We start from the raw sequence: 24,557 nt of genomic DNA, 5'->3' as shown, positions 1-24,557 counted from the left end.
GACGAAGCTTGCGCTTCATTCAAAAATTGTAAAACTTATTTTTGCCTCATCGTTCAGTTTTCAAAGTTCGTCTGTCGCTCTTGGCGACTAAATGATAATAACATTTATTTCTTTTTGGTGTCAACAACTTTTTTTGTTTGTTTAACGTTTGTCGTTGGCAACAGAGATAACTATATCACCTGCTTTTTAATCTTGCAAGCATTATTCTAAAAAAACTTTAATTATTTTTTCGAATCCTTAAAAGTCTATAACTCGTTCACCTACAAGGAATCGCAACTTGCTTTGAAGAATACAACTATATCTATTGATGAATCATCCACTTACATTCTACAAGGAGTTACATACAATGATGCAAACCGATCTGCAGCAACCTAAAAAACGTTCACCACTCAGAATTTGGTCTGGCACACAAGTTTACACACTCAAACGACGATTAGAATGGATGACGGATAAAAGGAAATACGTCTCGAAACAAAACGCTGAACCTTTACCTTATCTAATCCACACACACCGAACTCCTCTCTATCGACAACTACGTGATATCGATATGGACGTACAGCATAACAAAGTAAAGAATCTGAAGATTGCAATCGCTAAATTAAACGGCGCCATTTTAATGCCGAACGACGTCTTTTCTTATTGGAAGATGATCGGAAAACCAACAAAGCGAAAAGGTTATGTCGACGGCATGATTCTTCATTACGGAAAGGTCACTTCAGGAATCGGTGGCGGTCTCTGTCAACTATCTAACCTGATATATTGGATTACACTCCATAGCCCATTGACTGTAACCGAGCGTTATCGCCATAGCTACGACGTGTTTCCTGACTACCGCAGAGATCAACCATTCGGGAGTGGCGCGACGTGTTCTTATAATTACCTTGACCTGCAAATTACAAATCAAACCGCACAAACGTATCAACTTCTTCTATATATAGAGGGAGATCATCTCGTCGGTGAATGGCGCTCTAATATTCCAAATAAAGAACAGTATCGTATATATGAAGAAAATCATCACTTCACCCGCGAATGGTGGGGAGGCACCATCCGACACAATCAGATTTTCAGAGAAGTCACCTCAATGAACGGTACCCACCTCCGGAACGACTTCATCACAGAAAACCATGCCATTACGATGTACGATCCTTTCCTCCCCGAAAACACTGCATACAAAAAAGCCGACTCTTAACAAAAGAGCCGGCTTTTAAAAACGATTTATGCGTGTGGCAAGAACATGAAGTATGCCAAGAAGATGATTAACATCCCGTACATGATCGGATGGATTTCTTTCGTTTTCCCTTTCGCAATCATCATGAGTGGATAAAGAATGAATCCGAGCCCGATTCCTGTTGCGATTGATGACGTCAACGGCATCATGATAATCGTCAAGAAAGCAGGTACTGCAATCTCAATCTTTTTCCAATCGATATCAAGAAGAGCTGAAGCCATGAGCACACCAACAATGATGAGCGCAGGAGCCGTTACCGGTGCTGTAACAACTGCCAAAAGTGGCGAGAAGAACAATGCCAAACCGAAGAACAATCCTGCGAATACCGCTGTCAAACCTGTGCGTCCACCTGCAGCAACTCCTGCTGAAGATTCAACGTATGAAGTCGCTGTAGACGTTCCAAAGATCGCCCCCGCTACCGTCGCTGTCGAGTCAGCCATCAATGCCTTACTTGCGCGTGGTACTTTATTTTCTTTCATGATCCCCGCTTGACGCGCTACTGCAACGAGTGTTCCAGCCGTATCAAAGAAATCGATGAAGAAGAAAGTCAAGATAACGATCAGCATTTGAAGTGTGAAAACGTCACTGAAGTTGATGAATGCTTGGCCGAACGTTGCCGACATGCTTGGTGGCATCGATACGACATCAGAGATCGCTGTTGGTGTCGGAACAAGACCGAAGATCATTCCAACAATCGCCGTCAACAACATCCCGATGAAAATACCACCTTTGATATCGCGTGCCATAAGTAACGCGCTGACAACAAGACCGAATACAGCGAGAAGTGTCGTTCCCGTTCCTAGTGAGCCAAGACTTACGAGTGTAGCTTCATTCGCTACTACGATTCCTGCGTTCTTCAATCCAATGAAAGCGATGAAGAAGCCAATCCCTGCAGCGACTGCCATTTTAAGTGGAGCCGGAATCGCGTTTACAATCGTTTCGCGAATACCTGAAAGCGTCAATACGATAAAGAAGAGACCTGACACGAGAACCCCGGACAAAGCCGTTTGCCAAGGGACACCCATTCCGATGACAACACTATATGCGAAGAATGCGTTGAGGCCCATGCCCGGCGCAATCGCAATCGGATAGTTTGCTAAAAGTCCCATTGTCAACGAACCGACTACTGCGACAAGACCTGTTGCGACGAAGACCGCTCCAGTATCCATACCCGCCGCTCCAAGAACGTTTGGGTTAACAAAAAGAATGTACGCCATCGCAAGGAATGTTGTGAATCCTGCAATCAATTCAGTACGGACACTCGTTCCGAGTGCTGTGAGTTGGAAGTAACGATCGATCCGACTCGTTGTAGGTTGTTGTTCTTGCTTGAGCTGTGTGCTCATTTGTTTTCCTCCTTGTACTCGCCGTAAAACGAGAAAAGGTCCCCGGCAAATGACCGAGGACCCCACGCGAAACATACGAGGGCATACACCCTCATCTATGTCTCGCCGTAGTGAAATCATTTAAGGTGATTTCGTAGAGACTCTCGGGCCATATCCCCGACATTATACGGCAAAATATTTTATAATTGTTCGGTTATAATAAGAACGTTCTTATCGTATCAGCGTGAAAATAGAATGTCAACTATATTCACGGATTTTAAAGTAAAAAAAAACGTTAATGTTCGGTTTTAAGACAAAACAGAGGGGGATTCCCCTCTGTTCGACTTATTCCCATTCGATTGTTGCAGGTGGCTTAGACGTAATGTCATACAGCACACGGTTGACGTGACTGACTTCATTGACGATGCGGACAGAGATTTTCTCAAGCACATCCCATGGAATGCGTGCCCAATCTGACGTCATGCCATCGATTGAAGTGACTGCACGGACGCCAACTGCATAGTCGTACGTTCGTTCGTCACCCATGACTCCGACCGAGCGAATCGGTGTGAGCACCGTGAAGTATTGCCAGATGTCTCGTTCAAGACCAGCTTTCTTCACTTCTTCACGCAAAATCGCATCAGATTCTCGGACGATTTCAAGCTTCTCTTCCGTGATTTCACCAAGTACACGAATTCCAAGACCTGGACCTGGGAACGGCTGACGCCAAACGATATAGTCAGGAAGACCGAGTTCGGTACCGAGGGCACGGACTTCATCTTTAAAGAGCGTGTTGAGTGGTTCGATCAATGTGAAGTTCATGTCTTCCGGTAATCCACCGACATTATGGTGTGATTTGATCGTTTGTGCTGTATCTGTCCCACTCTCGATGATGTCTGTATAGAGCGTTCCTTGTGCGAGGAAGTCCATATCGACAAGCTTCGATGCTTCTTCATCAAATACGTAGATGAACTCGTTTCCGATGATCTTACGTTTTTGCTCAGGGTCTGAGACACCTGCCAATTTCGTCAAGAAGCGTTCTTGCGCATCGATTTTGATGACCTTCATATTAAAGCCGTCAGCAAACGTCTTCATGACGCTATCCGCTTCCCCTTTACGTAGGAGACCATGGTCGACGAACATACACGTCAATTGATCACCAATCGCGCGATGAACGAGTGCGGCAACGACTGAAGAGTCAACGCCACCAGAAAGGGCACAGAGCACTTGCTTGTCGCCGACGATTTCTCGAATTTTTTCGACTTCGAGGTCAATGAAGTTTTCCATCGACCATTCGCCTTTAGCACCACACACTTCATAAATGAAGTTTTTCAAGATGTCGTTCCCGTATTCTGAGTGACGCACTTCTGGGTGATATTGAACACCATACATTTTCAACTCATCGTTTTTGATTGAAGCTACCGGGCAAGACGGATTCGTTCCATCGACGATGAATCCTTCCGGCGCTTCCATAACGAGGTCACCGTGGCTCATCCATACTGTATGCTCGACCGGAAGACCTTTATAAATATCAGAAGCCTCAGGTGTTGAGAACAATGTCGCTTTCCCGTATTCACGGTGAGCAGCACGTTCGACACGACCACCAAAATGATGCGTCATCAGCTGCATGCCGTAGCAGATCCCGAAAATCGGAATTCCTAACTCGAAGATTTCTGGGTCACAACGATATGCACCTTCTGCATATACACTGTTCGGTCCACCAGAGAAGATGATGCCGACCGGGTTCAATTCGCGAATCTCTGCTGCAGTCATCTTATGTGAATGCAACTCGCTGTATACGCCAAGGTCACGGACACGACGCGTGATCAACTGGTTGTACTGCCCACCAAAATCGAGCACCAAAATCATTTCTTGTTCTACTTTCACGAAATCTCCACCTTTCTGCCTTCTCCTCAAAAAAAGGACGAGCCTCTCCCCCAGATCATCTAAACCGAAGAAGAAGCACGCCCTTTTCTTTGTATACGAAACGTGCTCCTTCATAGTCGGTCCATTTACGGTGGTCCGGTAGAGACTCTCGCGCCAATTCACGAGTATATACGAAGGAATGCCATGTTCAATTATCTAACTAATGCGTCTATCTTACTTGATGCATCCCGCCACTTCAACTCATAATTCTGCGAATCACGATTTTCCAATATTCTTTATATTTTGAATTCGGTTCTTGTTCAGCATAAACCGCTTGCTCAAACAAGGCTGTCAGACGCGTCATATCGTTCGTCTCATAGTAGGCATCGACCTCTTTTGCAAGCTCAGAAGGCGTTCGTCCCTCGACTTTAAATCCATTTGCACGGAGTCGTTTCATCAAATAGCGATGCATCGATACGAGGCTTGTATCTGTGAGTGGACGACTCATCCACCAGACGTACATAATTTGTCGCTCAATGATTTTTCGGTTCCAAATGACAACGGCCACGAGGAAAAGAATAACGATCCATCCCCATACCGGGATACTGCGGGATTCTTCCTGAACCTCACCAGTCGTAACATCATCGATTAACAAATCTTCTTGTGGACGATTTTGCGTGTTGTTGTCCTGATTTGCCTGCGGATCATTCGTAGCCGGTGTCGTATCGTCTGTCTCCGTCTCTTGATCGATTTGTAGTAAGTTCGCATCTGAGAAACTGATTGTCGCCTCTAGTGGAACCCAACCTGCACCTTCGACAAAGTACTCCACCCAAGAATGGGCATGACGGTTACGAATCGTATGTTCTTCTTCACCCTGAACAACCCCTCGCGTATCCCCCATCGTAAATCCTTTTACCCAACGTGTCGGGATTCCATTTGCCCGTAATAAAATGGCTGCTGACGTCGAGAAGTTATCGCAATACCCGATTTGTGTATCGAACAAGAATTGGTCAACATAATCTGTGTCCCCTTCCGGTTGTGCCACATTTTCGGTATCGTATTGGAATTCTCCGTTTCGGAAATACGCTTCTACCGCTTCTGCTTTTTCATTTGGTGTCTCGCTTTCAGCAGTAATCTCCGTGGCCAAGTCGCGTACACGATCTGGTAAAGAATCCGGTAGCTGTAAATAGACCTGTTGCTCTTCTTCTGTGAGCGATGTGATTTCTTCATTTAATGCAAGCTGTTCTTCAGAGAAAGCCGGGACACTATAACGAAGTTGGATCGTTCGCGGAGTTGATTGTTCCTCATTTTCAAATACGATTTTTCCGGACGGTTGCATCGTGATTGTCTCGTTCGGAAAAGCTTGCTCCACGTCACCAACTAAAAATTCCGTACCGGACTCTGTTTCTGCCGCCTTTGGATATTCCCCTCCATACGGAACGAACGACTGTCGGCGTTCAAAACGTAGGAGTGCCTGTTCCGGGGTCGTGTCGACATCCGAATCCACTAATTGTCCCCGATTATAGTCAGAATCGAGCACCGGTGCCTCAATCCAACCTTTTCCGGTATAAATGGCTTTTGATTCAATTCGCCAGTATCGAGCCGGTACCCCACGCGCGATAAAGACAATCCCGTCATCCTGTTCGAACGGACCACCTAGCGATTCGTCGTTCACCCCATACCCGACCCGACCAGGTCCGTTCCCATCGCCTTCGGTTGTCGCATTCCGAAAACTCGTTGTAATTTGATCAGACCAATCGCCTTCTAATGTCGGGGAAGCACTCGCGAGCGCGACAACGACACTTAGTAGCAAACCGATACTGACGAATCGCACGAGCGACTGACTTGGACGTTTCGCTAAATCCGTGACAAATAATAAAAGGAGCGATGTGACGATTGCAAAAAGGATATTGCCTTCCCCGTCATACAGTGTCCATGTATCGAAATAGGCCATGACACCAAGTGTCGAAACAATCATCCCGAGTGCAAATCCGTAACTCGGGTATGTCCGACTAACAAGAATGGCAAATAGTAGACCAATGAGTGCCATCGCAGAAAAGAAGATGGCTTCGTTCGGTAACTCTCCGCTTATGACGCCGAAAAAATCATCCATCCAAAGACCGAACCAGTCAAATATACTTCCATGATAAACGTATAAGACAACCAGGAAGTTGAGAAGCGAGATTCCAAGGAATGCGCCCCACGGGAGAAGACTGACAAACATCGGTACGATGAGAAGGAAATAAAACGGCCAACTCACATCGAACGTTGTACTCCCGACAATCGGCTCAATCCAGAAAGACAGCAAGTAGGCGGCGAGCGCCGTATATACGATTCGAGTCATCCATGTCTTCATCCCGTCACCTCGCTTACTGCTGTGTATAGGTGATAACTACCTTGCGTCTCATGCATGAGCTCACGAATCGAACTTGTTTCAAACGGACTAATCAAAATCAAATCACCATTTTGTTGAGGCAGATTTCGCTTCACCCGCTCGACAAGTCGCCCTTCCGCTTCTGGAGTCGCGGTCAACAAGTAATGACCGACGTCGGCACTTTGGTCCGGAAGATGGAACAGACGGACCTGTTCTTCGATAACGTATAGCTCAAAGGGTAAGTTTTTTCGTTCTAACTGTCGGATCGCACCGACGAGTAAGGACAAAGATCGTTCAAATGCTTCTTCATAGCCGGCAGAGACAGCCGGAACAAAGACGAGCGAAAGTTTCTTTTCTTGCTCTTGGTCAAACGTTTTCGTCATCAAATTGCCTCGACGTGCGGATGCTTTCCAGTCAATCCGCCCGATTCGGTCCCCTGCCGCATATTCACGGACTCCACTCGTCGTATTGGCCACTTCCGTATATGTCCGCATTTGACGATATTGTTCACCACGACCTCCGACGTGTTCATCTCTTGGAAGATCGAACGGGAGTTCAGCGGGTGACACCTCGACGACCGTCTCGAGTCGTAACGTACGCTTTCGATCGAACAAACCAAATACATCGCGTACATGGAGAATCGTTCGGTCAAAGACGTGAATTCCACGCTTAATCGCATCGACCTCGTAATGGACGACTTCAGCACGTCGAAAGAAACGGTCTACCGGCACGATGATGGTCTTGTCTTCGTCAATTAATCGTTGGGGCAACCGTTCTTCTAACGTCACCATCCCAATCAAAAAAGGATATTTGCGTTCGATTCGTAATTCGACGTCCATCGCTTGTCCGGAGACGAGACGTTTCGTCGTAACCCGTCGAGATACATTTGCCGCCGTGACCGGATAGATCATAAATAGTGTCCAATAGACAGTCAACACTGCGAACGACCACCATAACGTCGAAGCAACGATACTTCCTTCGATACGGGCAAATGCATACAATCCGAATGCCGCCGCCCATACAACGAACAGCTTCATCCAGTTTTTCATACTTCATTGACCTCGCGATCCATCGGGACAGGTAATGTATCAAGCCAATCTTGAATCAATTGATTCGGTGTTTTTCCTTTATAACGTGCCTCCGCCGTCAGTAAGACACGGTGTCCGAGGACACTCGTCGCCATCGCCTTGACGTCATCTGGTAATACGAATTCACGATTATGGATATATGCCCACGCCTGCGACGCTTTCATCAATGCAAGAGTAGCCCGCGGGCTTCCTCCTAAATACGTATGTGGATCCTTCCGCGACTCATGCACCAATCGCACAATATATTGTTTGACCGCACTCGAAACATGCACATCCCTCACTTCGCGTTGCATCAGTTCAACTTCTTGTTTGGTGATCACACTATGAAGCGCCTCGAGCGGCTCTTCTTTTTCAAAGCGACTTAAAAGTGCAATCTCTTCATTGAATGTCGGATAGCCCATCTCAATTTTGAGTAAAAAGCGGTCCAACTGTGCTTCCGGTAACGGGTACGTCCCTTCATGCTCAATCGGGTTTTGCGTCGCCATGACGAAAAATGGTGAGGGTAGCACTTTCAACTCGCCATCCACTGTCACACTCCGCTCAGCCATCGCCTCTAGAAGAGCCGACTGTGTCTTTGGTGAAGTTCGGTTGATTTCATCCGCCAAGATAATATTCCCCATGAGCGGGCCAGGGCGATATTCAAACTCTCTCGTTTTTTGGTTATACATCGAGATACCGGTCAAGTCAGACGGTAGCATGTCTGGCGTAAATTGGATTCGTTTAAAATCTAAATCAATCGCCCGACTAAACGTACGGACGAGCATTGTTTTTCCGACACCTGGTACGTCTTCTAGAAGAACATGACCTCCCGCCAATAAGGCAGTCAGACTTTTGGCGATGACTTCTTCTTTTCCGACAATCACAGTTTCAATGGCAGTTATAATCGATTGGACAGTTGGACGGTACATGACGGATTCCCCTTTTTCTCTGAATCTAGGATGACTTGAAGTTAGAATGTTCTGACTTTATTGTGACATAAGAGCGTGTCGGAATGAAAGGAATACTACATGCAAATACGCTCCTTATTCTTTTACCCAAAAAACGCGCTCGTTCTTTAGAAAAAACGGGCACGTTTGTCGATTATTCAGGTCGTTTCACATCAAAAAGTTCACCAAGTGTCGCATAACTATTTCCAGCCATACGGCTGACCGGCGACAATCGTCTTGCATCGATTCGCCCGTGTTCATACAATTCCCGATCGATGTGAAAACGGACGACACGGGCAATCAAGAAATCTGCAGTCGTTTGCCCTTCATGTTCAATCGGCACATGTTGATGTAATACGCATTCGAAACGAATTTTGGCTTCTTTGACACCAGGTGTCGTAATGACATCACTTGGTTGAAGCGTGAATGTTGTGCGTGATAACTCACTCTCATCCGCGTCGAGATTGGCAGCCGTCTCATTCACATCGAATACATTCGTTTCATCCACAACGTGAATGACCAACTCATTTGTAAGAAGGACATTTCGTGCCGTATCTTTCATCACTCCGTCTTTTCGCTGGACAGAGACGGAAACGAGGGGAGGATTGGAAGCAACCACATTGAAATAACTGAACGGAGCCGCATTGATGACGTCTCCATTCCGGGTCGTCACAAAGGCAATTGGTCGCGGCACAATACTACCAATTAAAAATTTATACGTGTCTCGCTCAGTTAACGCGGACGGTTCGATCGATAACATTTATTCACGCTCCTCATTGTATTTATCTCAATTTCAAGATAATTACTTTCTAAGCTATTGTCAACTTAGAGAAGGTTGACAGGTGTATCTTTTATTCCTTTTGGGTAAACCGCATTATGTAGAGATTGCGTAAAAGCATATCCGATAAGCAAATTGTTTCATTTTCCTTTCCCTTTTTCATAAAATGCAGGGCAAGGAAAAGATGACCCAACGTTTTTTATGTTCAAGGAAGGAAGTAAAACGAATGATCAGCAAGTGGATTGAACAACTAAACAGTCGTCAAATACTCAGTATTTTATATAGCGTATGTGGATTCAGTCTCATTTTAACTGCGATTGGAGCCTGGTTTGTCCGAGATGGGAATGTGTCTACGCTCGAACTCACCTCCCTACGGTGGATTTGGATGATCGGACTCGTCATGTTCATCAGCGCCATCCTATTAATTGGACGTCCGCTCATTAAACGAATGGCCGATCAAAACAGCAGACTGAAAATGAAGAAAGAAAAACTAGAAAACGTGATCAAAGAATCAAAGTTGAATGAAATGAATCTCCAATATCGAAATGAATTGATTGAAGTATTGGCATCGAAAGAATCTTTATTTGATTACTCTTCTGTCATCGAAAAAATCGTCTTACTCACGAAATCTGAATTTGGTGCGTTGTTACTCACAAAAGACGGAGAAATCACCTCTGTCGTACCAAAAGAAATGACGGAAGATCAACAAGAGAGTCTTAAGAAAGAATCACTGTTGCTTAAACGTGTCATGATTTCTAAATCACCTGCTGCCACGTCGAAACGGGTCGTGGATGCTTTACACACGTATCCATATTACATTTACGAAACAGTCATCCCGATTATGGACCCGTCTGATAACAGCCTGATCGGTTGCCTCTATTTGGCCCGATACGATGAACAGTATGATGCGAGTGAAAAATCAGAGTTGAATGCCTTCGCTAGTCAGCTCGCCATCTCACTTCTTCGGATGCAACTTTATCGTCAGATGCAGCAAGATCGAAAAGAAACGGCACAGTTGATCAATTCCGTTCGCGAAGCTATTTTATATGTGAACTACGAAGACGACACTGTCGTTGGGAATCGCGCATTTATTCGTATGTTTGATGATCTTCACTTCGATTATAAGGGATATGAAGAATTGTCAGCGATTGATATTGACATCGAGCAGCTCGCAGAACGCGTCGACCAACATGAGCAATTCGTTCGTTACTTCGAACGCGTCTTCTCACAAGATCCACCGGACGACGGACTTACGATTTCTATCGATCAAGGCGATTGTTTCATTCAGCTCTATGCTGAAAGCGTCTATCGAGACCGTCGACTTCGCGGAACGATGCTCGTCTTACGTGATGTCACAGCCGAGACCGAGGTAGACCGAATGAAGTCCGAGCTCGTTTCAACCGTATCACATGAGTTGCGGACACCCCTTTCATCAATTTACGGATTTACAGAGCTCATGTTGTCACGCGATTTGAAAGAAAATCGACGTGAATTGTATTTAAAAACGATTCATGATGAGGCAAAACGACTATCTTATCTCGTCAATGATTTCTTGGACCTTCAAAAGATGGAGTCTGGGAAACAAACATTCGAGTGGGAGCCAGTCGACTTGTACAAACTCGCTACTGACAGTGTCACGTTTTATCAAGAAACGACTGATCAACATGAATTGTTTATCGACGCCGATCCTGAAGAGAATTTTATAATCGATGCAGACTTAGAAGGAATGCGTCAGTTGCTCGGCAACTTATTAAGTAACGCCATCAAGTACTCACCAGACGGTGGGAATATACTCGTGTCACTTGAACGAGTAGACGAACAAGTCGTGATGAAAGTGAGAGATCATGGAATGGGCATTCCAAGCGCCTCTCTCCCTCACCTCTTTGGAAAGTTTTATCGTGTCGACAACTCAGATCGTCGTAAAATCGGCGGTACAGGTCTTGGTCTCGCTATTTGTAAAGAAATTGCTAAAGCCCATGACGGACAACTTCATGTAGAGTCAGTTTATGGGGAAGGAAGTACCTTCATCTGTGAGCTACCAACTTCAAAAGAGCACATCATGCAATAACACGGTCTTCGTGACCGTGTTATTTTTTACTCATTTCAGAGAAATAGGAAGGAGTTCTTTTACAAAATATAGAAAACCAAGAATAATGATTGATGTCATTCGGAAAGCCATACCCTATTCATTTTTTTCGCACGTTTTAGAGTGAAAACAAGATATACTGAATATAAAGAGATTGCTAAGATCGGAGGTATTGCCATTGGATCATCGTGACCCACCTTTTTCAGAAATTGGAGACTTTAAACAATGGGGGCGTTTTGAAATCGATGTCCCTCACATAGGGGAGCAGGCGAAGTTCCAAACGGCTGCCGCGATAGTTCGAAAACATATTCCGTTGCGGCTTGGTGGATTTTATATCATTGCGAGCGAGGAGCAAATTTTGCATAGCGGTTCGCATGACGGAAATCTGCAAAAGCATTTAATTCATTTATTGCAGCAAGTCCTTAACGGTCATTTAACAGATGAGCGCCTTGTTCAAGAACAGGTATGGACGGTGCATTATTTTACAACACCATAGAACGTCTGTAAGGACATTTAGTTTCATAAAAAATGACGCTCTCTATTGAGCGTCATTCTGTTTGTGACATGATTGAAATTACTTTCTCATAATATTCTGTCGCCAACTTATATTTTCCTGAACCTTTTAATTCTCGTGCTAGCCAAAGTGAATATTTTTGAATATATACGTAATCATTAATTGTCTCAAAATAAGCAACAGCAGCTTTCAACGCGATAATTAATGCATCTTTATCATGCGTACGATAGCAATACTCATAAATTTTAAAATGATGATCAAATTCTTCTAATCCGCTACGATCATTCTTGATTTCATATCCTTTTTCGAGCCAACTTAATATTTCTTCTGTATTTTGATAATTTACATAACCTTCAATAAGAGAAAGTACGCTGTATAATTTACTTTTCACTTCTAATTTATAATCGAAGCTTTGCATAAAATATTCAAGTGCTTTCTCTTGATCGCCCAAAGAAGAATAAATCTCGCCCATATTATTGTAGAGCATTCCAAAATAATCTGTGCGGTCTGTTGCACTAATTACTTTTACTGCTCGATGGTAATGTGCTAACGCTTCAGAAAAACGTCTTCTTCTTTTTAGAGATAGTCCAATTATTAAATGGCATTCTACAATCCTTTCAAGATAGAAATGTTCTTGAAAGTACTCGAGAGCACTTTTTACATTCTCAATAGCTGGTAGGTATTCAGTGAAGCGATAATAGGATGCTCCAATAATATATCTCATATCAGCTAATTCCCAGTCAGGGATGTTTGCTTGGGAAATTTCTTTATTTAAACATTCTAATAGTTTAAACGACTCTTCTTTTGCATTCTGATCAAAAAGAATTAAACTTTTCATCACCATAAAACGTAATTTATTCTCTTTTGATAATTGGTCTTCAACCCATCCGATTTGCTTTATATAGTCGCCTTCTCCATCAGGCATAATTTGAAATCTAGCCAAAGTCATTAATAACGTAATATATAAATCTTTTGATTGGTTTACGACTGGATGATATAAATATTTTTGAATTTGTTTTTGCTTTCCAGAGTCCTCTCTAGTCAATAGAGCGTCTCTAAGAGTATCTCTAATTTCGATTTCGATTTTTTTCGCCTGCTCCGCAAAATCGTAATATAGCGGAACATCTAATTCTAATCTTTCAAATAGTAATTCTAAAACTTCTTCACTAGGAGAAGTTTGGTTGTTTTCAATTTTACTCAAATAAGAAACTGAGCATATTCCCCTTGCTAAAACTGCTTGTTTCATCTCCTTACGCATTCGTTCAATCTTAATTAAATTTCCATAATTATATTCCATTTAAGCGATAGCCCCTTCGACCTAAGTAATTTCTTTTCTTGCATTTTCTACGTTTTATCGCATTCTTAGGAAAATTCATTTCAAATATATATAAATATCGCATGTTATTTGCAGTAGTTTCCCAACCTATAACAGTTCGAAAGACCTGATACCCATGATAAAATTTAACTATAGAACATCACTTCTTAGTCAAAATGTATCATTTGTTCTAAGTATCGCTAAGCTTTTGGAGGTGAATATAACAGATGGGTAAGTTGAATTTTCTTTTAGCAGAAGATTATATTAAACCAAAAATCTATTTTCGTTCTAAAGCTTCTGAAAATAGTATTAATTTTTCTAAAGTTAATAAAAATAACTTTTATGGCCTTGATCATCTATCCCAAATGTTACTCTCATCAAGTGGGTTCATTGTAAATGCTTTTCAAGTTGACTACTATCAATTACTACCAAAATTAATTATTGAAACACTCAGTTCAAATCAGATACACAAAAAACTGTATATTGTAGGTCCTGAGTTATCCCTTTCTATTATAAAACGTGGTCTCAAAACCAACTATGATAAACATTTTTATAATTTTCATTACTTGGGAATCGAAGAAGATCAAGATGGTTTGTTCAACCATTGTCTCAACCTTTTAAAGGAGGGACATATAGTATACGTTCTCCCGGAGGCTTCATTTCACTGGAAACCGAGCCATTTAAGAGAAAATCAATATAATGTCATCCCATTATGCAGTAGTTTTTTGAGTCAAAGTGCAGACGTCCCGGTGTTAACCACCTCTTTAAATGATGACTCAAAAATTGTATTATTTGAGCCAAGCTATCCAAATGATTATAACGGCTGTATAAATAAGTGTATTGAACAGCAATGTGACTCTATTTACCAATTGCTTAAATCTTAATTTTGTAAATTATCATAGCTTTCATGGCTATGTAATTATATCAAATAATATTGGAGGCATTATAATGAAAAAAGTAGCAGGAATTCTATGTATCGCTGGAGCAGTTTTACTACTAGGAAGTTCAATTAAGCCACTTGGAGAAGATCTTCCTCGTATCGCAGAATTCAATAATACAATTCGTCCGATGGGTGAGGATCTTCCTCGCATCGCAAAACTTAACACTGATATCCGTCCTATGGGTGAAGATCTTCCTCGTATCGCTGGAATTAATGATATGATTCGTCCAATGGGTGAGGACCTTCCTCGTATCGCAAAAATTGAAGAGCCAATCAAGCTATTTGGTGAAGATTTACCGCGAATCGCCTTTTTAGAAGAAAAATCAAATTCATCATTTGAAGAACTTCCAAGATTAATCTAAATATCACAAAGACGCCTCGTGCGTCTTTTTTTGTTGTCAAAAGGCCTCTTTATTTCAAAAAAAGATAAATAAATTAAATATTAATGCCCATTTTTTTCTTTATTATCTATATAATAATAGTGATTTGTTGATCGAATTACTGAAATGTTCAACTATTTTCTGCAAAGGAGTCACTATTTTGAATATGCTAAAGTCTAAATTACATACAAAATTATTTATTAGCTCGACACTCATTGTTTCTGCTGTTACGTTCACACCATTTGATTTCCAATCTGCTACACCTTTCAATCATCGCGTGGAAGCAGCCGCGAAATATTACACGACTACTGTAAATTTAAATCTTCGTAAAATGGCCTCGACCTCGGGAACGATTTTAACGACAATTCCTTCTGGGAAAACCGTAACTTATTTAAGTACATATGGTTCATGGTACCGCGTTTCTTATAACGGAACTGTTGGATATGTGTCTTCTCAATATCTTAAAGCATATCAACCGACCACTGTGAAAACTTACACGACCACGGCCAATTTGAACCTTCGTAAAATGGCCTCCACTTCAGGCACGATTTTAACGACCATTCCGAGCGGGAAAGAAGTGATTTACCTCAGTACATATGGCTCGTGGTACCGTGTTTCTTATAATGGAACAATCGGTTACGTATCTTCTCAATATGTAAAGGTCACATCTTCATCTACCATCACGCCGGATTCAACAACGACCTACTATACTACAGCCAATTTGAACCTTCGGAAGATGGCCTCGACTTCGGGCACGATTCTACTGACAATTCCTTCGGGGAGTGCCGTGACGTATTTGAGCACGTACGGTTCCTGGTATCGCGTCACGTATAAAGGTGTCACTGGCTATGTCTCTTCACAGTATGTGACAACGTCAAGCGGAGGCGATACGTCTAAAAAAACTGTCGTCATTGATGCGGGACATGGTGGGAATGATCCTGGGGCCGTTTATGGGTCAGTATATGAAAAAGTCATTGCACTTGATATGGCCAAGCGATTGATGAGTACATTGACGAACACATATGACTATGACGTCAAGTTGACACGTTCGACTGATACGTATCTTTCCCTGTCAGAGCGAGTCTCATTGAGCAAATCGTATAAAGCTGATGTTTTTGTTAGTCTCCATGCAAACTCATCTGTTTACACTTCTGCGAATGGACACGAGGTACTCGTGCCGACAACAGAAAGTTATACGACAAATCCATATATTTCTGCGAGTCGATTGCTTGGCTCATCAATTAATCGAGAGATCGGTTCACGTATTTACGCCGTTCAAAACCGTGGTGTGAAATACCAAAATGTATACGTCGTCGGAAAAAATGTCGTGCCTTCAACACTCGTCGAATATGGCTTTATCAGTAATTCAAACGATCGTGCTTATTTGACGAATGGAACGAATCGCCAACAAATGGCGAATGCGACAGCGACCGGCATCCATCAATTCATGCGTTCGTATTACTAAAAAATAAGGAACTTAGCATTCATCGCTAAGTTCCTTATTTTATATTCACTTCCCAGATCATATGAGACGCTCCCTGTCCCCAATAATGCTCGAGGATTAATGACGGTTCACCAAATTGTTTTTGCCAATAGGCCTGAGCGCTAGGAAATCCCGCATCCAAATAAAAGACGTGGTGCTCTCGCGCGAGGATTTCTCGTTTCATCTCTTCTAATAAAAACTGCCCGACTCCTTTGCGTTGCATACGAGGAAGGACATAGACACTCCCTAGTTCAATGGCATCTCGCTTGATTTCCAAATGTCCCGATATGATATCGTTCGGCGGCAGCAATGCCCCCGCTCCAACCAGAACTCCTTCTTGTTCAACCACGTACAGTTGAACATGGTCGTCTTCAAAATGATCCTGAATCGTCGTGTTCAGGCGTGCCACTTCCTCATCGAGCAGGTCAGCGTCTTCAAAACGCTCTCGCCGAATCAAATCACTCAAACTCTCCATAAATAAGCGCTGCAAAGATTTAACGTCGGATTGCTCGAGTGTGCGAAAGTTCAAGACGTCCACTTCCTTTTCTCTTTTTTATTGTGATTCTTTACCCTCACGAATCCGGTGCGTAACACTCGGGTACGAAGGAATGAATTCTTCGAGCGGTTCATAATTCAACTTCCCATACGTTTTCCAGATGATGATGATGGCTGCCGTCAATACCGTAATCGTTAGATGAATAAAACCAATTGGATATCCATTCTCTGCGTGTAACCCAGTCATAAAGAGCATCACGTTAAACATGGTATGCATGAGAAAGGCTGACCACAGATTACGAGAGGTGACATTGTATAACCAGCTGATGAGAACGCTATATGAGATCACGGTCAACCCATATGCCCAAAATGGAAAGTTCGCCTGCCCTGTTCCGACCATAAAGAATAGCGGGATGTGCCAGCTCGTCCAAATCGCACCAAGCACGATACTCGCCCATAGTGGAGACAGTCTCGATTGCAGCGCATCCAGCAAGTATCCGCGCCATCCATACTCCTCTTGGAGGGTTCCGCCGAGAAATAACATATAAAGAAAATAAGGCACAATCCACCAAGGTTCTCGAACGATTAATGCATCGCTACGATCTGTCCACCAATAAGCGATAAGGAATAAGAATGGAACCAATAAGAACGGAATCGCATAGTACTTCCAGTTTATCCTGAACTGAAGACTCTTTTGAAACAGGTGTCTTACACCCGCACGACCGCGAAGTCGATACATCGTCAGAAAGCCAGAAATGCTTGGTCCGAATGCTCCTATGATGACGATTGCCACAATCGGTAAATCGGTCCACCAATATAGGCTCGCCCAGACAATCCAAGAATAACCGAACGTGATTGTGATAAATCGAATGATTTCTGAAGTTTTGTACATAACGAGTCTCCTTCCTGTTGATAAGTACCCGTTATTTCATCATGAAATACCCAACCCACTCATTCTTCTCAATTTGTTCAATAAGGCCTCAATAAAAAAGAACACATATGCTTTCACATATGTGCTCATCACTATATCTCATTCTCTTAAGAAACTCGCTCTTTTTCTTCTTCTCGAATCAAATGATATTGGTCGAGAATCAATTGCGTCAATGTCTCTCCCTCATGGAGCTGCAAATATTTTTCAATCGTTGACGAGATACCATGTTCTTCAATCGACAAATTCAGTTCTGACGATTCCGAATCCTCCGGGTTATGGTAATGGAGGGCAGCCGCAATCCCGTAGGCGAGTTCATTCGGCTCGATTCCGTTATCCATCAACTCACGCGCTGGTTTGACGAGACGGTCGCTCGGTCCGAGCTTGCGAATCGGCGAACGCGCCACACGTGACACTTCATCCTTTAATTTCGGATTTTCAAAACGTTTGATGATTTTTTGGATGTATTGGCTATGCTCTTTCGCCTCGAAACCATATTTCTCGAGCAATAACCAACCCGTCTCATACAAGGCTCCTTGAACGACTTGACGCACGCGGCGATCCTTCAGCGCCTCGTCAATCGTCGCCTTCTCGAACAACGAACCGATATAAGAGGCGATGGCATGTCCCGTATTGACTGTGAAGAGCTTCCGCTCGATGTACGGTCCAATCTCTTCGACCCATGTCACACCTTGAATCGGTGGTCGCGCGTTCAATCCTTGTGTCTCGATGACCCATTCATGGAACGTCTCGACTTCCACGTAAAGCGGGTCTTCATGTTGTTGGAGTGGCACGATCCGGTCGACCGCCGCGTTCGGGAAGAAGACGTTTGCCTCCCCGACGCCACCACATGCCTCTACTTCTTGACGAAGAATGGCACTCCCACCGATCATGTTCTCACATGCGATGACATAGACCGGTGCGTCCTCGACTTCACGCGCCCGGAGCCCTTCACTGATCAATGGTGCCACTTTTGATAGAAGTGAGGGTCCGACAGCCGTCGTGACGAGGTCTGCTTCTGCAATCAAAGCAGCGACGCGGGCTGGTTCTTTCAAACTGTTGACACCACGTACCCGGTCGACAATGATTCGATCGACCCCATCCTCTGCGAATCCGACCTCATAATGACGTTTTGATTCGAGTGCTTCGATGACCGTGTCGTTAATGTCGATGAACGTCACTTCATAACCACTTTGATTGAGCAACAATCCGATAAACCCGCGCCCAATGTTTCCTGCCCCAAAATGAACAGCTTTCATTTATGCCACCTCTTCCATGAAGAGCGCCAAGATTTCTTCTTTCGTCTTCGCCTGAACAAGGCGCTCCACGTTTTCTTCATCCGAGCAGAGGATCGCGATTTGCGAAAGGAGCTCTAAATGTTCATCATTCACGCCTGCAATCCCGATGACGAGTTTTGCCGTCTGTCCACCAAAGTCGACACCGTCCGGTACTTGTAGGAACGAGATCCCCGTCTTTTGAACCGCTGACTTCGCTGCTTCTGTACCGTGTGGAATGGCGACGTGATTACCGATATAGACGTTTGCGATCGCTTGACGTTCATGCATCGCTTCTACATACTCCGGCGTCACACAACCGGCGTCCTGTAGGACTGTCCCGGCCGCTGTGATCGCTTCCTCTGTCGTTGCGAATGTTTGGTTAAGTCGAATCATCTCTGTTTGAATGAATGGCATTTTAATTTCCTCCTAATGGCTAAACCGTATCTCTATCTGTTCTGTTTTCAAGAAATTTTACTGCGTTCGGCTTTAATTTCTTCTACCAATTGATCATAGTAATCGGCGTTCAAGAAGTTCGTCACTGAACGATGGATTGCATTCGGTGCTTGCGCTTCTGCGCGCTCGGTTAAGTCCTCATGGGTGATGACAAACTGTGCATCTTTCGGTAAGTTGCTGATTGACGTGTTCGTCACTTTGATTGGCAAGTTCGCTTTGTTGACCTTGTTCCGGAGAACCGATGCCCCCATCGCACTTGAACCCATACCTGCATCACATGCGAAGATGATGTGGTCCACTTTATCAAGACGATCTGTCACAAGAGCAGATGCGTAAGACTGTTTGCCTTTCATCGCGCTCACGTTTTGTGTCGCTTCTTCGAGTGATACTTCCTCTGCTGCGCTTGATTTCAAGATGACGCTCGCCACAGCGAACGTGACCGCTGCTGACAAGAGAATCCCTGCCACGAGTCCGAGGTATGAACCACGTGACGCCATCGCGAGAATCGCGAAGATACTACCTGGTGAAGCCGGTGCGACGAGACCGACATCAAAGAGAACGAACGTGAAGATCCCTGTTGCGCCCCCTGCGATCATTGCCAAAATCAAAATTGGCTTCATCAATACGTATGGGAAGTAAATCTCATGAATCCCACCGAGGAAGTGAATGATTGCCGCACCCGGTGCTGTACGTTTCGCTGCACCTTTAGCGAAGAACATATATGCGAGAAGTAATCCAAGACCTGGTCCTGGGTTTGCTTCAAGTAAGAAGAGAACAGATTTTCCAGCCTCTGCGACTTGATCGACACCGAGTGGGCTCAAGATCCCGTGGTTGATGGCGTTGTTCAAGAAGAGAACTTTTGCCGGTTCGATGAAAAGACTCGCGACCGGAAGCAATTTCGCTCCGACGATCCAGTCAACGCCTGCCGCCATCACTTTATCGAGGGCGCTCATGATTGGACCGAAGATTTCGAACCCACCAAGCATGAGAAGACCACCGATGATCCCGACCGAGAAGTTGTTGACGAGCATTTCGAATCCTGCTTTGACTTTACCTTCAAGGGCACGGTCGACTTGGCGGATGATATAACCACCGAGTGGACCCATAATCATCGCTCCAAGGAACATCGGAATGTCTGTCCCGACGATAACCCCCATCGTGGCGAGCGCCCCGACGACACCACCTCGTACGTCGTGAAGTAATTTACCACCCGTGAAACCGATGAGTAATGGTAAGAGATATGTGATCGTTGGACCTACGAGTTCTGCTAAGTTTTCGTTTGGCCACCATCCTGTTGGAATAAAGAGTGCTGTGATAATCCCCCAGGCAATGAAGGCACCGATGTTCGGCATGACCATCCCACTGAGGAAACTACCGAACCGTTGTACTTTGACTCGGACCCCGCCCGAGCTCGCTTGCGTATTCGCCATGTATAAAACCTCCAGTCGTTTAAATGTGAAAGGTTGAATGTGTAGTGTAGCTAACCGGTTTGTGCTCTACACCTGTATTGTATGCCTGGAGTAAGCGCTTTCTCAATTCAATCCAGTTCACACTTTGGCAACATTTTGTGCCAAACAAAAAAATGACCATGGTTCGGTCATTTTTCATACAACGTCTCGTGAATCATTTTCTTCATACATTCATGCAACAACAAACGAAGGTCCTCTTTCGTCCCCGTGCTGTATAGACGCATGTGTTCCTCACTCTCAATGAGCGACCCACTAATCGCGCTTAAAAATTGAAGTTCGACATCGCGTGCTTCTTCTGGTGCCAAGAGCACGAGCAGTCGTGTCACAGGTTCCGTCGATTGATCCATCATGAGGAGCGGAATCGATGTCGTTAAATCAAACGCGAAAACACTCGCTTTCTCAATCGAAGTATGTCGTCCATGGAAGAGTGCCAGTTTTGTACCTGGGACACCAAGACCCGCAACTTCGTGACGCCGGAGCAATTGCGCAGATAACTGAATTCCGCTTTGTACGAGTTCCCGTTCCTCAAGATGTGTTCCGATGTCGACCAAGATATCTTCTAAACGGTCCGTATTGTTGAGTGTGACCAAATCAAACTGATCATCCATCCGCTCGAACGTCTCTACGAGTTCACCAAGTTCGGCAAAATCGAGCATCGTCGATCTCGGCTTTGAAGTAACCGTTTGGAATGATTGCGGTAACGACAACAAGAGATGACGAACCCGTTGCACTTCCTCACTCGTCAACAACGGATTAACGATCAATGTAGGTACCGAGAGTGGTGGTAATGGCACAGTCGACAAGATGACATCATATTCCTCAAGTCGGTGCTGCTCTAATCCGAATAGAGACGAGTTGACGACGTCTTGCATCTCCGGGAACTCTTGACGTACCCGATTGACGAGCATCTTCGAAGAACCGAGTCCGGCCGAACAGACGACGAGCGCCCGATACTCACGACGCCGTACCGGTTTGACGAGTGCTGCCGCGAAGTGCATCGCCCAAAATACCGTCTCTTCTTCGGAGAACGTATTTGTCCCAAAGACGATATCGGCAGCCTGTTGGATTGCCGAACGAAGTCCCGGGTAGTCGCGGTCGATATGGGGTTTCACCGTACTCGTCTCCGGCAAAGCCTGCGTGTTCATACTCGATAGGATGTGCGCGAGCAGTCCTCGTTCAAGTGCCGCGTCATCCGTAAAGGTGAATCCATAGATGAGTGAGACGTGATGAATCAGTTTATGCACCCGAATCTGCATGATCCATCGTTCTTCTTCATCTTCTTTCATTTGATCTTTAATCGAGCGGAGACGATTCGCCTCCTCCGCGAACCAGACACGTTCCGCCATCGAGTAAGTGATCCTCAGTGCCTCTTCCATATCGGTGGCGACTTTCAAATAGTCCTCAGACCGTCCTTTCGTATACATCTCTAAAAAGAATCCGGACGCTAGCCGCTCTTGTTGCACTCCATAGGCGAACGTGACCCGCATGATGGTGCGGTCATCCATCCGTTCAAACGAGCGTGACTTCAAATAATCATAGCCGTCTCGAAGAGCTTCGAGCATCTCTTCACATGGCACGGTCTTTAAAAATGCTGGAATGTAGTCATCCTCGCCACGGACGAAGCGATAAAAGGCAAGCGTGTCCCAGTGGGCAAGGAGGGCGTTAATCAATAGCTTACGCTTTTCTGACTCATAGCCGAGCACTCTTGCACCGACACCCTTTTTTCGCTCGACTTCTAAATGATATTCTTCGAACCAACGATCCAATTTCTCTAGGTCTTGTGTCAACGTGCTCGGAGACACGTGCATCTGTTTGGCGACCGCCTGCAATTTGAGCGTATCGTTCTCGAACAAAAGGCGCCACGCCAGCTCAAATAAGCGGTCCTCGCTCGTCGGGATCGCTTCTGCAGATAAGATGAGGTCTTCTCGTAACTGTTGTTTCGCCGACGGTTTGCCGACAAGGCTAAGTCCATGCCCTCGTTGCCAGGCAAGTTCGAGCTCGAACTCTTTCAAGATGCCTTCAAGTAATTGTCGTTCGCGTTGAATCGTGCGTTCAGACAAATTCACCGCCTGCGCGATTTCGGCGAGCGGTGTCGATGTCTCGGTTGCCAATAAGTGTAGTAAGATTGACCGCTCTCGTGCGGTCCACTCATGTCTCATGCTCATCCATCCATTCTTCGACAAGTAGTCGGTATTCCTCGAGCGACAGGAGTTGTCGGACTGATCGAACACGTGCGGTCGGATGGGTGACCGGGGTCGCCCCTTCCTGATAGAGAATCAAATCCACCTCGTTTGGGATTTTTTGAATCGTTCCGTGCGTAATCGTACAAGACAAGCGCCCCTCGCTTGCCTGTGCAAATAACTTTGCCGCCATCGCACTCGTCACAAAACCGCTGTGGCAAGCAATGTATACGTTCATGTCAGCCCTTCTTTCGTCGCTTATCTTTATCTAATCATAAGTTGGAACCGCTTACTTCTCCTACTATTTTGCTTGTTGGCAAAGATATCGGCAAGTAGTAAAAAGCACCTCTCGTAATGAAAGGTGCTTCTTCTATGTTTAATTTATTCCACCGTCACCGACTTCGCCAAGTTACGTGGCTTGTCGACGTCACAACCACGGGCAAGCGCCGCGTAATATGCCATCAACTGAACCGGCAAGACGTTGATGAGCGGTGCCAAAAGTGGCTCGACATGCGGCAAGATGAAGTCATCATTCTCATGTTCCACACCTTGCATCGAAATGATACAAGCGTTCGCGCCACGAGCGACGACCTCTTTGACGTTCCCACGAATATTCAAGTTCGTTTTCGGTTGTGAAATCAGTGCGATGACCGGTGTCCCGTCTTCGATCAAGGCGATCGACCCGTGCTTTAGTTCCCCACCCGGGTACCCTTCCGCTTGGATATACGAGATTTCCTTCACCTTGAGCGCTCCCTCAAGACAAACAGACGCGTCGAGCCCACGCCCGATGAAGAACGTATTCGGTGTCGTCTTCAAGTAACGTTCCGCAAGGTCTTCGAACAACTCTTTTTGCGCCATGATGGAATCCATAATCGTCGCGACACGAGCGAGTTCCGGCATGAGGTCGAACGGCAACTCTTTCCCCATCGCACGTGCGATGTCGTATGCGAGAATCGCGAGGACCGCGATCTGTGCCGTGTACGCTTTCGTCGACGCGACCGCGATCTCCGGTCCGGCATGGAGAAGCATCGTCTCATTCGCTTCACGTGAGAGTGTCGATCCCGGGACATTCGTCATCGTGAGTGCCTTATATCCGCGCTTCTTCACTTCGACGAGCACGGCACGGCTGTCCGCTGTCTCACCAGATTGGGATAAGAAAAGAAATAACGGACGTTCACTTAAGAGCGGCATGTTATAACCAAATTCAGATGAAACGTGCACTTCTGTCGGAATGCCAGCGATGCGTTCCAAAATATCTTTTCCGACGAGTCCGGCGTTATAGCTCGTCCCACACGCGACGATATAGATGCGGTCCGCTTCCGAGACGAGCTCGCGCACGCCGTCCGTGAGTTCGATGTCGCCGTTTTCGTTCTGGTAGTGCTGGATGATGTTGCGGATGACGGCCGGTTGCTCGTCCATCTCCTTCAACATGTAGTGCGCGTACGTGCCCTTCTC

At 45.1% G+C, this 24,557-nt stretch carries 21 protein-coding genes and 2 riboswitches; of the genes, 6 read left to right on the top strand and 15 right to left on the bottom strand.

Features of this window, described 5'->3' with window-relative positions; genetic code table 11:
• Window positions 1-346: 346 nt before the first annotated feature.
• Complete coding sequence (locus KNO75_RS14715) at window positions 347-1,189, top strand: VanW family protein (RefSeq protein WP_214814655.1); 843 nt, start codon at window positions 347-349, stop codon at window positions 1,187-1,189.
• A gap of 26 nt (window positions 1,190-1,215) precedes the next feature.
• On the opposite strand, the gene KNO75_RS14710 is transcribed toward KNO75_RS14715, so the two are convergent.
• The 6 genes from KNO75_RS14710 to KNO75_RS14685 form a co-directional block, all read right to left on the bottom strand.
• A complete protein-coding gene (locus KNO75_RS14710) occupies window positions 1,216-2,571 on the bottom strand; it encodes an NCS2 family permease (protein WP_251126225.1) in 1,356 nt (451 codons plus the stop codon).
• Window positions 2,572-2,659: 88 nt separating this feature from the next.
• A riboswitch (purine riboswitch) is annotated at window positions 2,660-2,761 on the bottom strand.
• Window positions 2,762-2,895: 134 nt separating this feature from the next.
• Window positions 2,896-4,419 carry a glutamine-hydrolyzing GMP synthase gene (gene guaA, locus KNO75_RS14705; protein ID WP_251126226.1) on the bottom strand — a complete coding sequence of 508 codons (1,524 nt, stop codon included), beginning with the start codon at window positions 4,417-4,419 and terminating at the stop codon, window positions 2,896-2,898.
• 111 nt (window positions 4,420-4,530) lie between these two features.
• Window positions 4,531-4,631, bottom strand: a riboswitch (purine riboswitch).
• A 41-nt stretch (window positions 4,632-4,672) separates the two neighbouring features.
• Window positions 4,673-6,772 (bottom strand): transglutaminase domain-containing protein, encoded by a 2,100-nt coding sequence (locus tag KNO75_RS14700; protein ID WP_214822410.1) that lies wholly within the window; start codon window positions 6,770-6,772, stop codon window positions 4,673-4,675.
• Window positions 6,769-7,839 carry a DUF58 domain-containing protein gene (locus tag KNO75_RS14695; RefSeq protein ID WP_214791011.1) on the bottom strand — a complete coding sequence of 357 codons (1,071 nt, stop codon included), beginning with the start codon at window positions 7,837-7,839 and terminating at the stop codon, window positions 6,769-6,771. Before KNO75_RS14695 ends, KNO75_RS14700 begins: the two co-directional genes overlap by 4 nt.
• Window positions 7,836-8,786, bottom strand: coding sequence for an AAA family ATPase (locus KNO75_RS14690; RefSeq protein WP_214818651.1), 951 nt, complete (start codon window positions 8,784-8,786; stop codon window positions 7,836-7,838). The genes KNO75_RS14695 and KNO75_RS14690 overlap by 4 nt, the downstream gene beginning before the upstream one ends.
• 172 nt (window positions 8,787-8,958) lie before the next feature.
• Window positions 8,959-9,564, bottom strand: coding sequence for a flavin reductase family protein (locus tag KNO75_RS14685; RefSeq protein WP_214822408.1), 606 nt, complete (start codon window positions 9,562-9,564; stop codon window positions 8,959-8,961).
• A gap of 244 nt (window positions 9,565-9,808) precedes the next feature.
• Between KNO75_RS14685 and KNO75_RS14680 the strand changes: the two genes are divergently transcribed.
• Both KNO75_RS14680 and KNO75_RS14675 read left to right on the top strand, forming a co-directional pair.
• Complete coding sequence (locus KNO75_RS14680; RefSeq protein WP_214822405.1) at window positions 9,809-11,650, top strand: ATP-binding protein; 1,842 nt, start codon at window positions 9,809-9,811, stop codon at window positions 11,648-11,650.
• A gap of 196 nt (window positions 11,651-11,846) precedes the next feature.
• Complete coding sequence (locus tag KNO75_RS14675; protein WP_214818658.1) at window positions 11,847-12,164, top strand: hypothetical protein; 318 nt, start codon at window positions 11,847-11,849, stop codon at window positions 12,162-12,164.
• Between the two features lie 52 nt (window positions 12,165-12,216).
• Here KNO75_RS14675 and KNO75_RS14670 read toward each other — a convergent pair whose 3' ends face one another.
• A complete protein-coding gene (locus KNO75_RS14670) occupies window positions 12,217-13,479 on the bottom strand; it encodes a helix-turn-helix domain-containing protein (RefSeq protein ID WP_214814662.1) in 1,263 nt (420 codons plus the stop codon).
• A gap of 245 nt (window positions 13,480-13,724) precedes the next feature.
• On the opposite strand from KNO75_RS14670, the gene KNO75_RS14665 reads away from it, so the two are divergent.
• The 3 genes from KNO75_RS14665 (at window position 13,725) to KNO75_RS14655 (ending at window position 16,282) form a co-directional block, all read left to right on the top strand.
• Complete coding sequence (locus KNO75_RS14665) at window positions 13,725-14,381, top strand: hypothetical protein (protein ID WP_214822403.1); 657 nt, start codon at window positions 13,725-13,727, stop codon at window positions 14,379-14,381.
• Between the two features lie 64 nt (window positions 14,382-14,445).
• On the top strand, window positions 14,446-14,799 hold the full coding sequence (locus tag KNO75_RS14660) for a hypothetical protein (RefSeq protein ID WP_214814664.1): 354 nt from the start codon (window positions 14,446-14,448) through the stop codon (window positions 14,797-14,799).
• Window positions 14,800-14,983: 184 nt separating this feature from the next.
• Window positions 14,984-16,282, top strand: coding sequence for an N-acetylmuramoyl-L-alanine amidase family protein (locus KNO75_RS14655; RefSeq protein ID WP_214822401.1), 1,299 nt, complete (start codon window positions 14,984-14,986; stop codon window positions 16,280-16,282).
• Between the two features lie 34 nt (window positions 16,283-16,316).
• Here KNO75_RS14655 and KNO75_RS14650 read toward each other — a convergent pair whose 3' ends face one another.
• The 8 genes from KNO75_RS14650 to glmS form a co-directional block, all read right to left on the bottom strand.
• A complete protein-coding gene (locus KNO75_RS14650; RefSeq protein WP_214822399.1) occupies window positions 16,317-16,829 on the bottom strand; it encodes a GNAT family N-acetyltransferase in 513 nt (170 codons plus the stop codon).
• A gap of 24 nt (window positions 16,830-16,853) precedes the next feature.
• Window positions 16,854-17,687, bottom strand: a complete 834-nt coding sequence (locus KNO75_RS14645; RefSeq protein WP_214822398.1) for a CPBP family intramembrane glutamic endopeptidase — start codon at window positions 17,685-17,687, stop codon at window positions 16,854-16,856.
• Window positions 17,688-17,833: 146 nt separating this feature from the next.
• Complete coding sequence (locus tag KNO75_RS14640) at window positions 17,834-18,982, bottom strand: mannitol-1-phosphate 5-dehydrogenase (RefSeq protein WP_214822397.1); 1,149 nt, start codon at window positions 18,980-18,982, stop codon at window positions 17,834-17,836.
• Window positions 18,983-19,414 carry a PTS mannitol transporter subunit IIA gene (locus KNO75_RS14635; RefSeq protein WP_214790991.1) on the bottom strand — a complete coding sequence of 144 codons (432 nt, stop codon included), beginning with the start codon at window positions 19,412-19,414 and terminating at the stop codon, window positions 18,983-18,985.
• 47 nt (window positions 19,415-19,461) lie between these two features.
• A complete protein-coding gene (locus KNO75_RS14630; protein ID WP_214814666.1) occupies window positions 19,462-20,883 on the bottom strand; it encodes a PTS mannitol transporter subunit IIBC in 1,422 nt (473 codons plus the stop codon).
• A 167-nt stretch (window positions 20,884-21,050) separates the two neighbouring features.
• Complete coding sequence (locus KNO75_RS14625; protein WP_214822396.1) at window positions 21,051-23,081, bottom strand: BglG family transcription antiterminator; 2,031 nt, start codon at window positions 23,079-23,081, stop codon at window positions 21,051-21,053.
• On the bottom strand, window positions 23,071-23,340 hold the full coding sequence (locus KNO75_RS14620) for a PTS sugar transporter subunit IIB (RefSeq protein ID WP_214822395.1): 270 nt from the start codon (window positions 23,338-23,340) through the stop codon (window positions 23,071-23,073). The genes KNO75_RS14625 and KNO75_RS14620 overlap by 11 nt, the downstream gene beginning before the upstream one ends.
• A 143-nt stretch (window positions 23,341-23,483) precedes the next feature.
• The coding region (glmS, locus tag KNO75_RS14615) for a glutamine--fructose-6-phosphate transaminase (isomerizing) (protein WP_214822537.1) at window positions 23,484-24,557 on the bottom strand (1,074 nt) is incomplete at its 5' end.

The sequence above is a fragment of the Exiguobacterium sp. s35 genome (assembly GCF_018617535.1).
Lineage (GTDB): Bacteria > Bacillota > Bacilli > Exiguobacteriales > Exiguobacteriaceae > Exiguobacterium > Exiguobacterium aestuarii.
Note: the sequence above shows the minus strand (reverse complement) of the source record. Positions and strands in the feature narration are given on the sequence as shown.

Excerpts from the sequence above, each read along its gene's own strand:
- KNO75_RS14715 (WP_214814655.1), top strand. The coding sequence starts at position 347 with ATGATGCAAACCGATCTGCAGCAACCTAAAAAACGTTCACCACTCAGA.
- KNO75_RS14710 (WP_251126225.1), bottom strand. The coding sequence starts at position 2,571 with ATGAGCACACAGCTCAAGCAAGAACAACAACCTACAACGAGTCGGATC.
- guaA (WP_251126226.1), bottom strand. The coding sequence starts at position 4,419 with ATGATTTTGGTGCTCGATTTTGGTGGGCAGTACAACCAGTTGATCACG.
- KNO75_RS14700 (WP_214822410.1), bottom strand. The coding sequence starts at position 6,772 with ATGAAGACATGGATGACTCGAATCGTATATACGGCGCTCGCCGCCTAC.
- KNO75_RS14695 (WP_214791011.1), bottom strand. The coding sequence starts at position 7,839 with ATGAAAAACTGGATGAAGCTGTTCGTTGTATGGGCGGCGGCATTCGGA.
- KNO75_RS14690 (WP_214818651.1), bottom strand. The coding sequence starts at position 8,786 with ATGTACCGTCCAACTGTCCAATCGATTATAACTGCCATTGAAACTGTG.
- KNO75_RS14685 (WP_214822408.1), bottom strand. The coding sequence starts at position 9,564 with ATGTTATCGATCGAACCGTCCGCGTTAACTGAGCGAGACACGTATAAA.
- KNO75_RS14680 (WP_214822405.1), top strand. The coding sequence starts at position 9,809 with ATGATCAGCAAGTGGATTGAACAACTAAACAGTCGTCAAATACTCAGT.
- KNO75_RS14670 (WP_214814662.1), bottom strand. The coding sequence starts at position 13,479 with ATGGAATATAATTATGGAAATTTAATTAAGATTGAACGAATGCGTAAG.
- KNO75_RS14665 (WP_214822403.1), top strand. The coding sequence starts at position 13,725 with ATGGGTAAGTTGAATTTTCTTTTAGCAGAAGATTATATTAAACCAAAA.
- KNO75_RS14660 (WP_214814664.1), top strand. The coding sequence starts at position 14,446 with ATGAAAAAAGTAGCAGGAATTCTATGTATCGCTGGAGCAGTTTTACTA.
- KNO75_RS14655 (WP_214822401.1), top strand. The coding sequence starts at position 14,984 with ATGCTAAAGTCTAAATTACATACAAAATTATTTATTAGCTCGACACTC.
- KNO75_RS14645 (WP_214822398.1), bottom strand. The coding sequence starts at position 17,687 with ATGTACAAAACTTCAGAAATCATTCGATTTATCACAATCACGTTCGGT.
- KNO75_RS14640 (WP_214822397.1), bottom strand. The coding sequence starts at position 18,982 with ATGAAAGCTGTTCATTTTGGGGCAGGAAACATTGGGCGCGGGTTTATC.
- KNO75_RS14635 (WP_214790991.1), bottom strand. The coding sequence starts at position 19,414 with ATGCCATTCATTCAAACAGAGATGATTCGACTTAACCAAACATTCGCA.
- KNO75_RS14630 (WP_214814666.1), bottom strand. The coding sequence starts at position 20,883 with ATGGCGAATACGCAAGCGAGCTCGGGCGGGGTCCGAGTCAAAGTACAA.
- KNO75_RS14625 (WP_214822396.1), bottom strand. The coding sequence starts at position 23,081 with ATGAGACATGAGTGGACCGCACGAGAGCGGTCAATCTTACTACACTTA.
- KNO75_RS14620 (WP_214822395.1), bottom strand. The coding sequence starts at position 23,340 with ATGAACGTATACATTGCTTGCCACAGCGGTTTTGTGACGAGTGCGATG.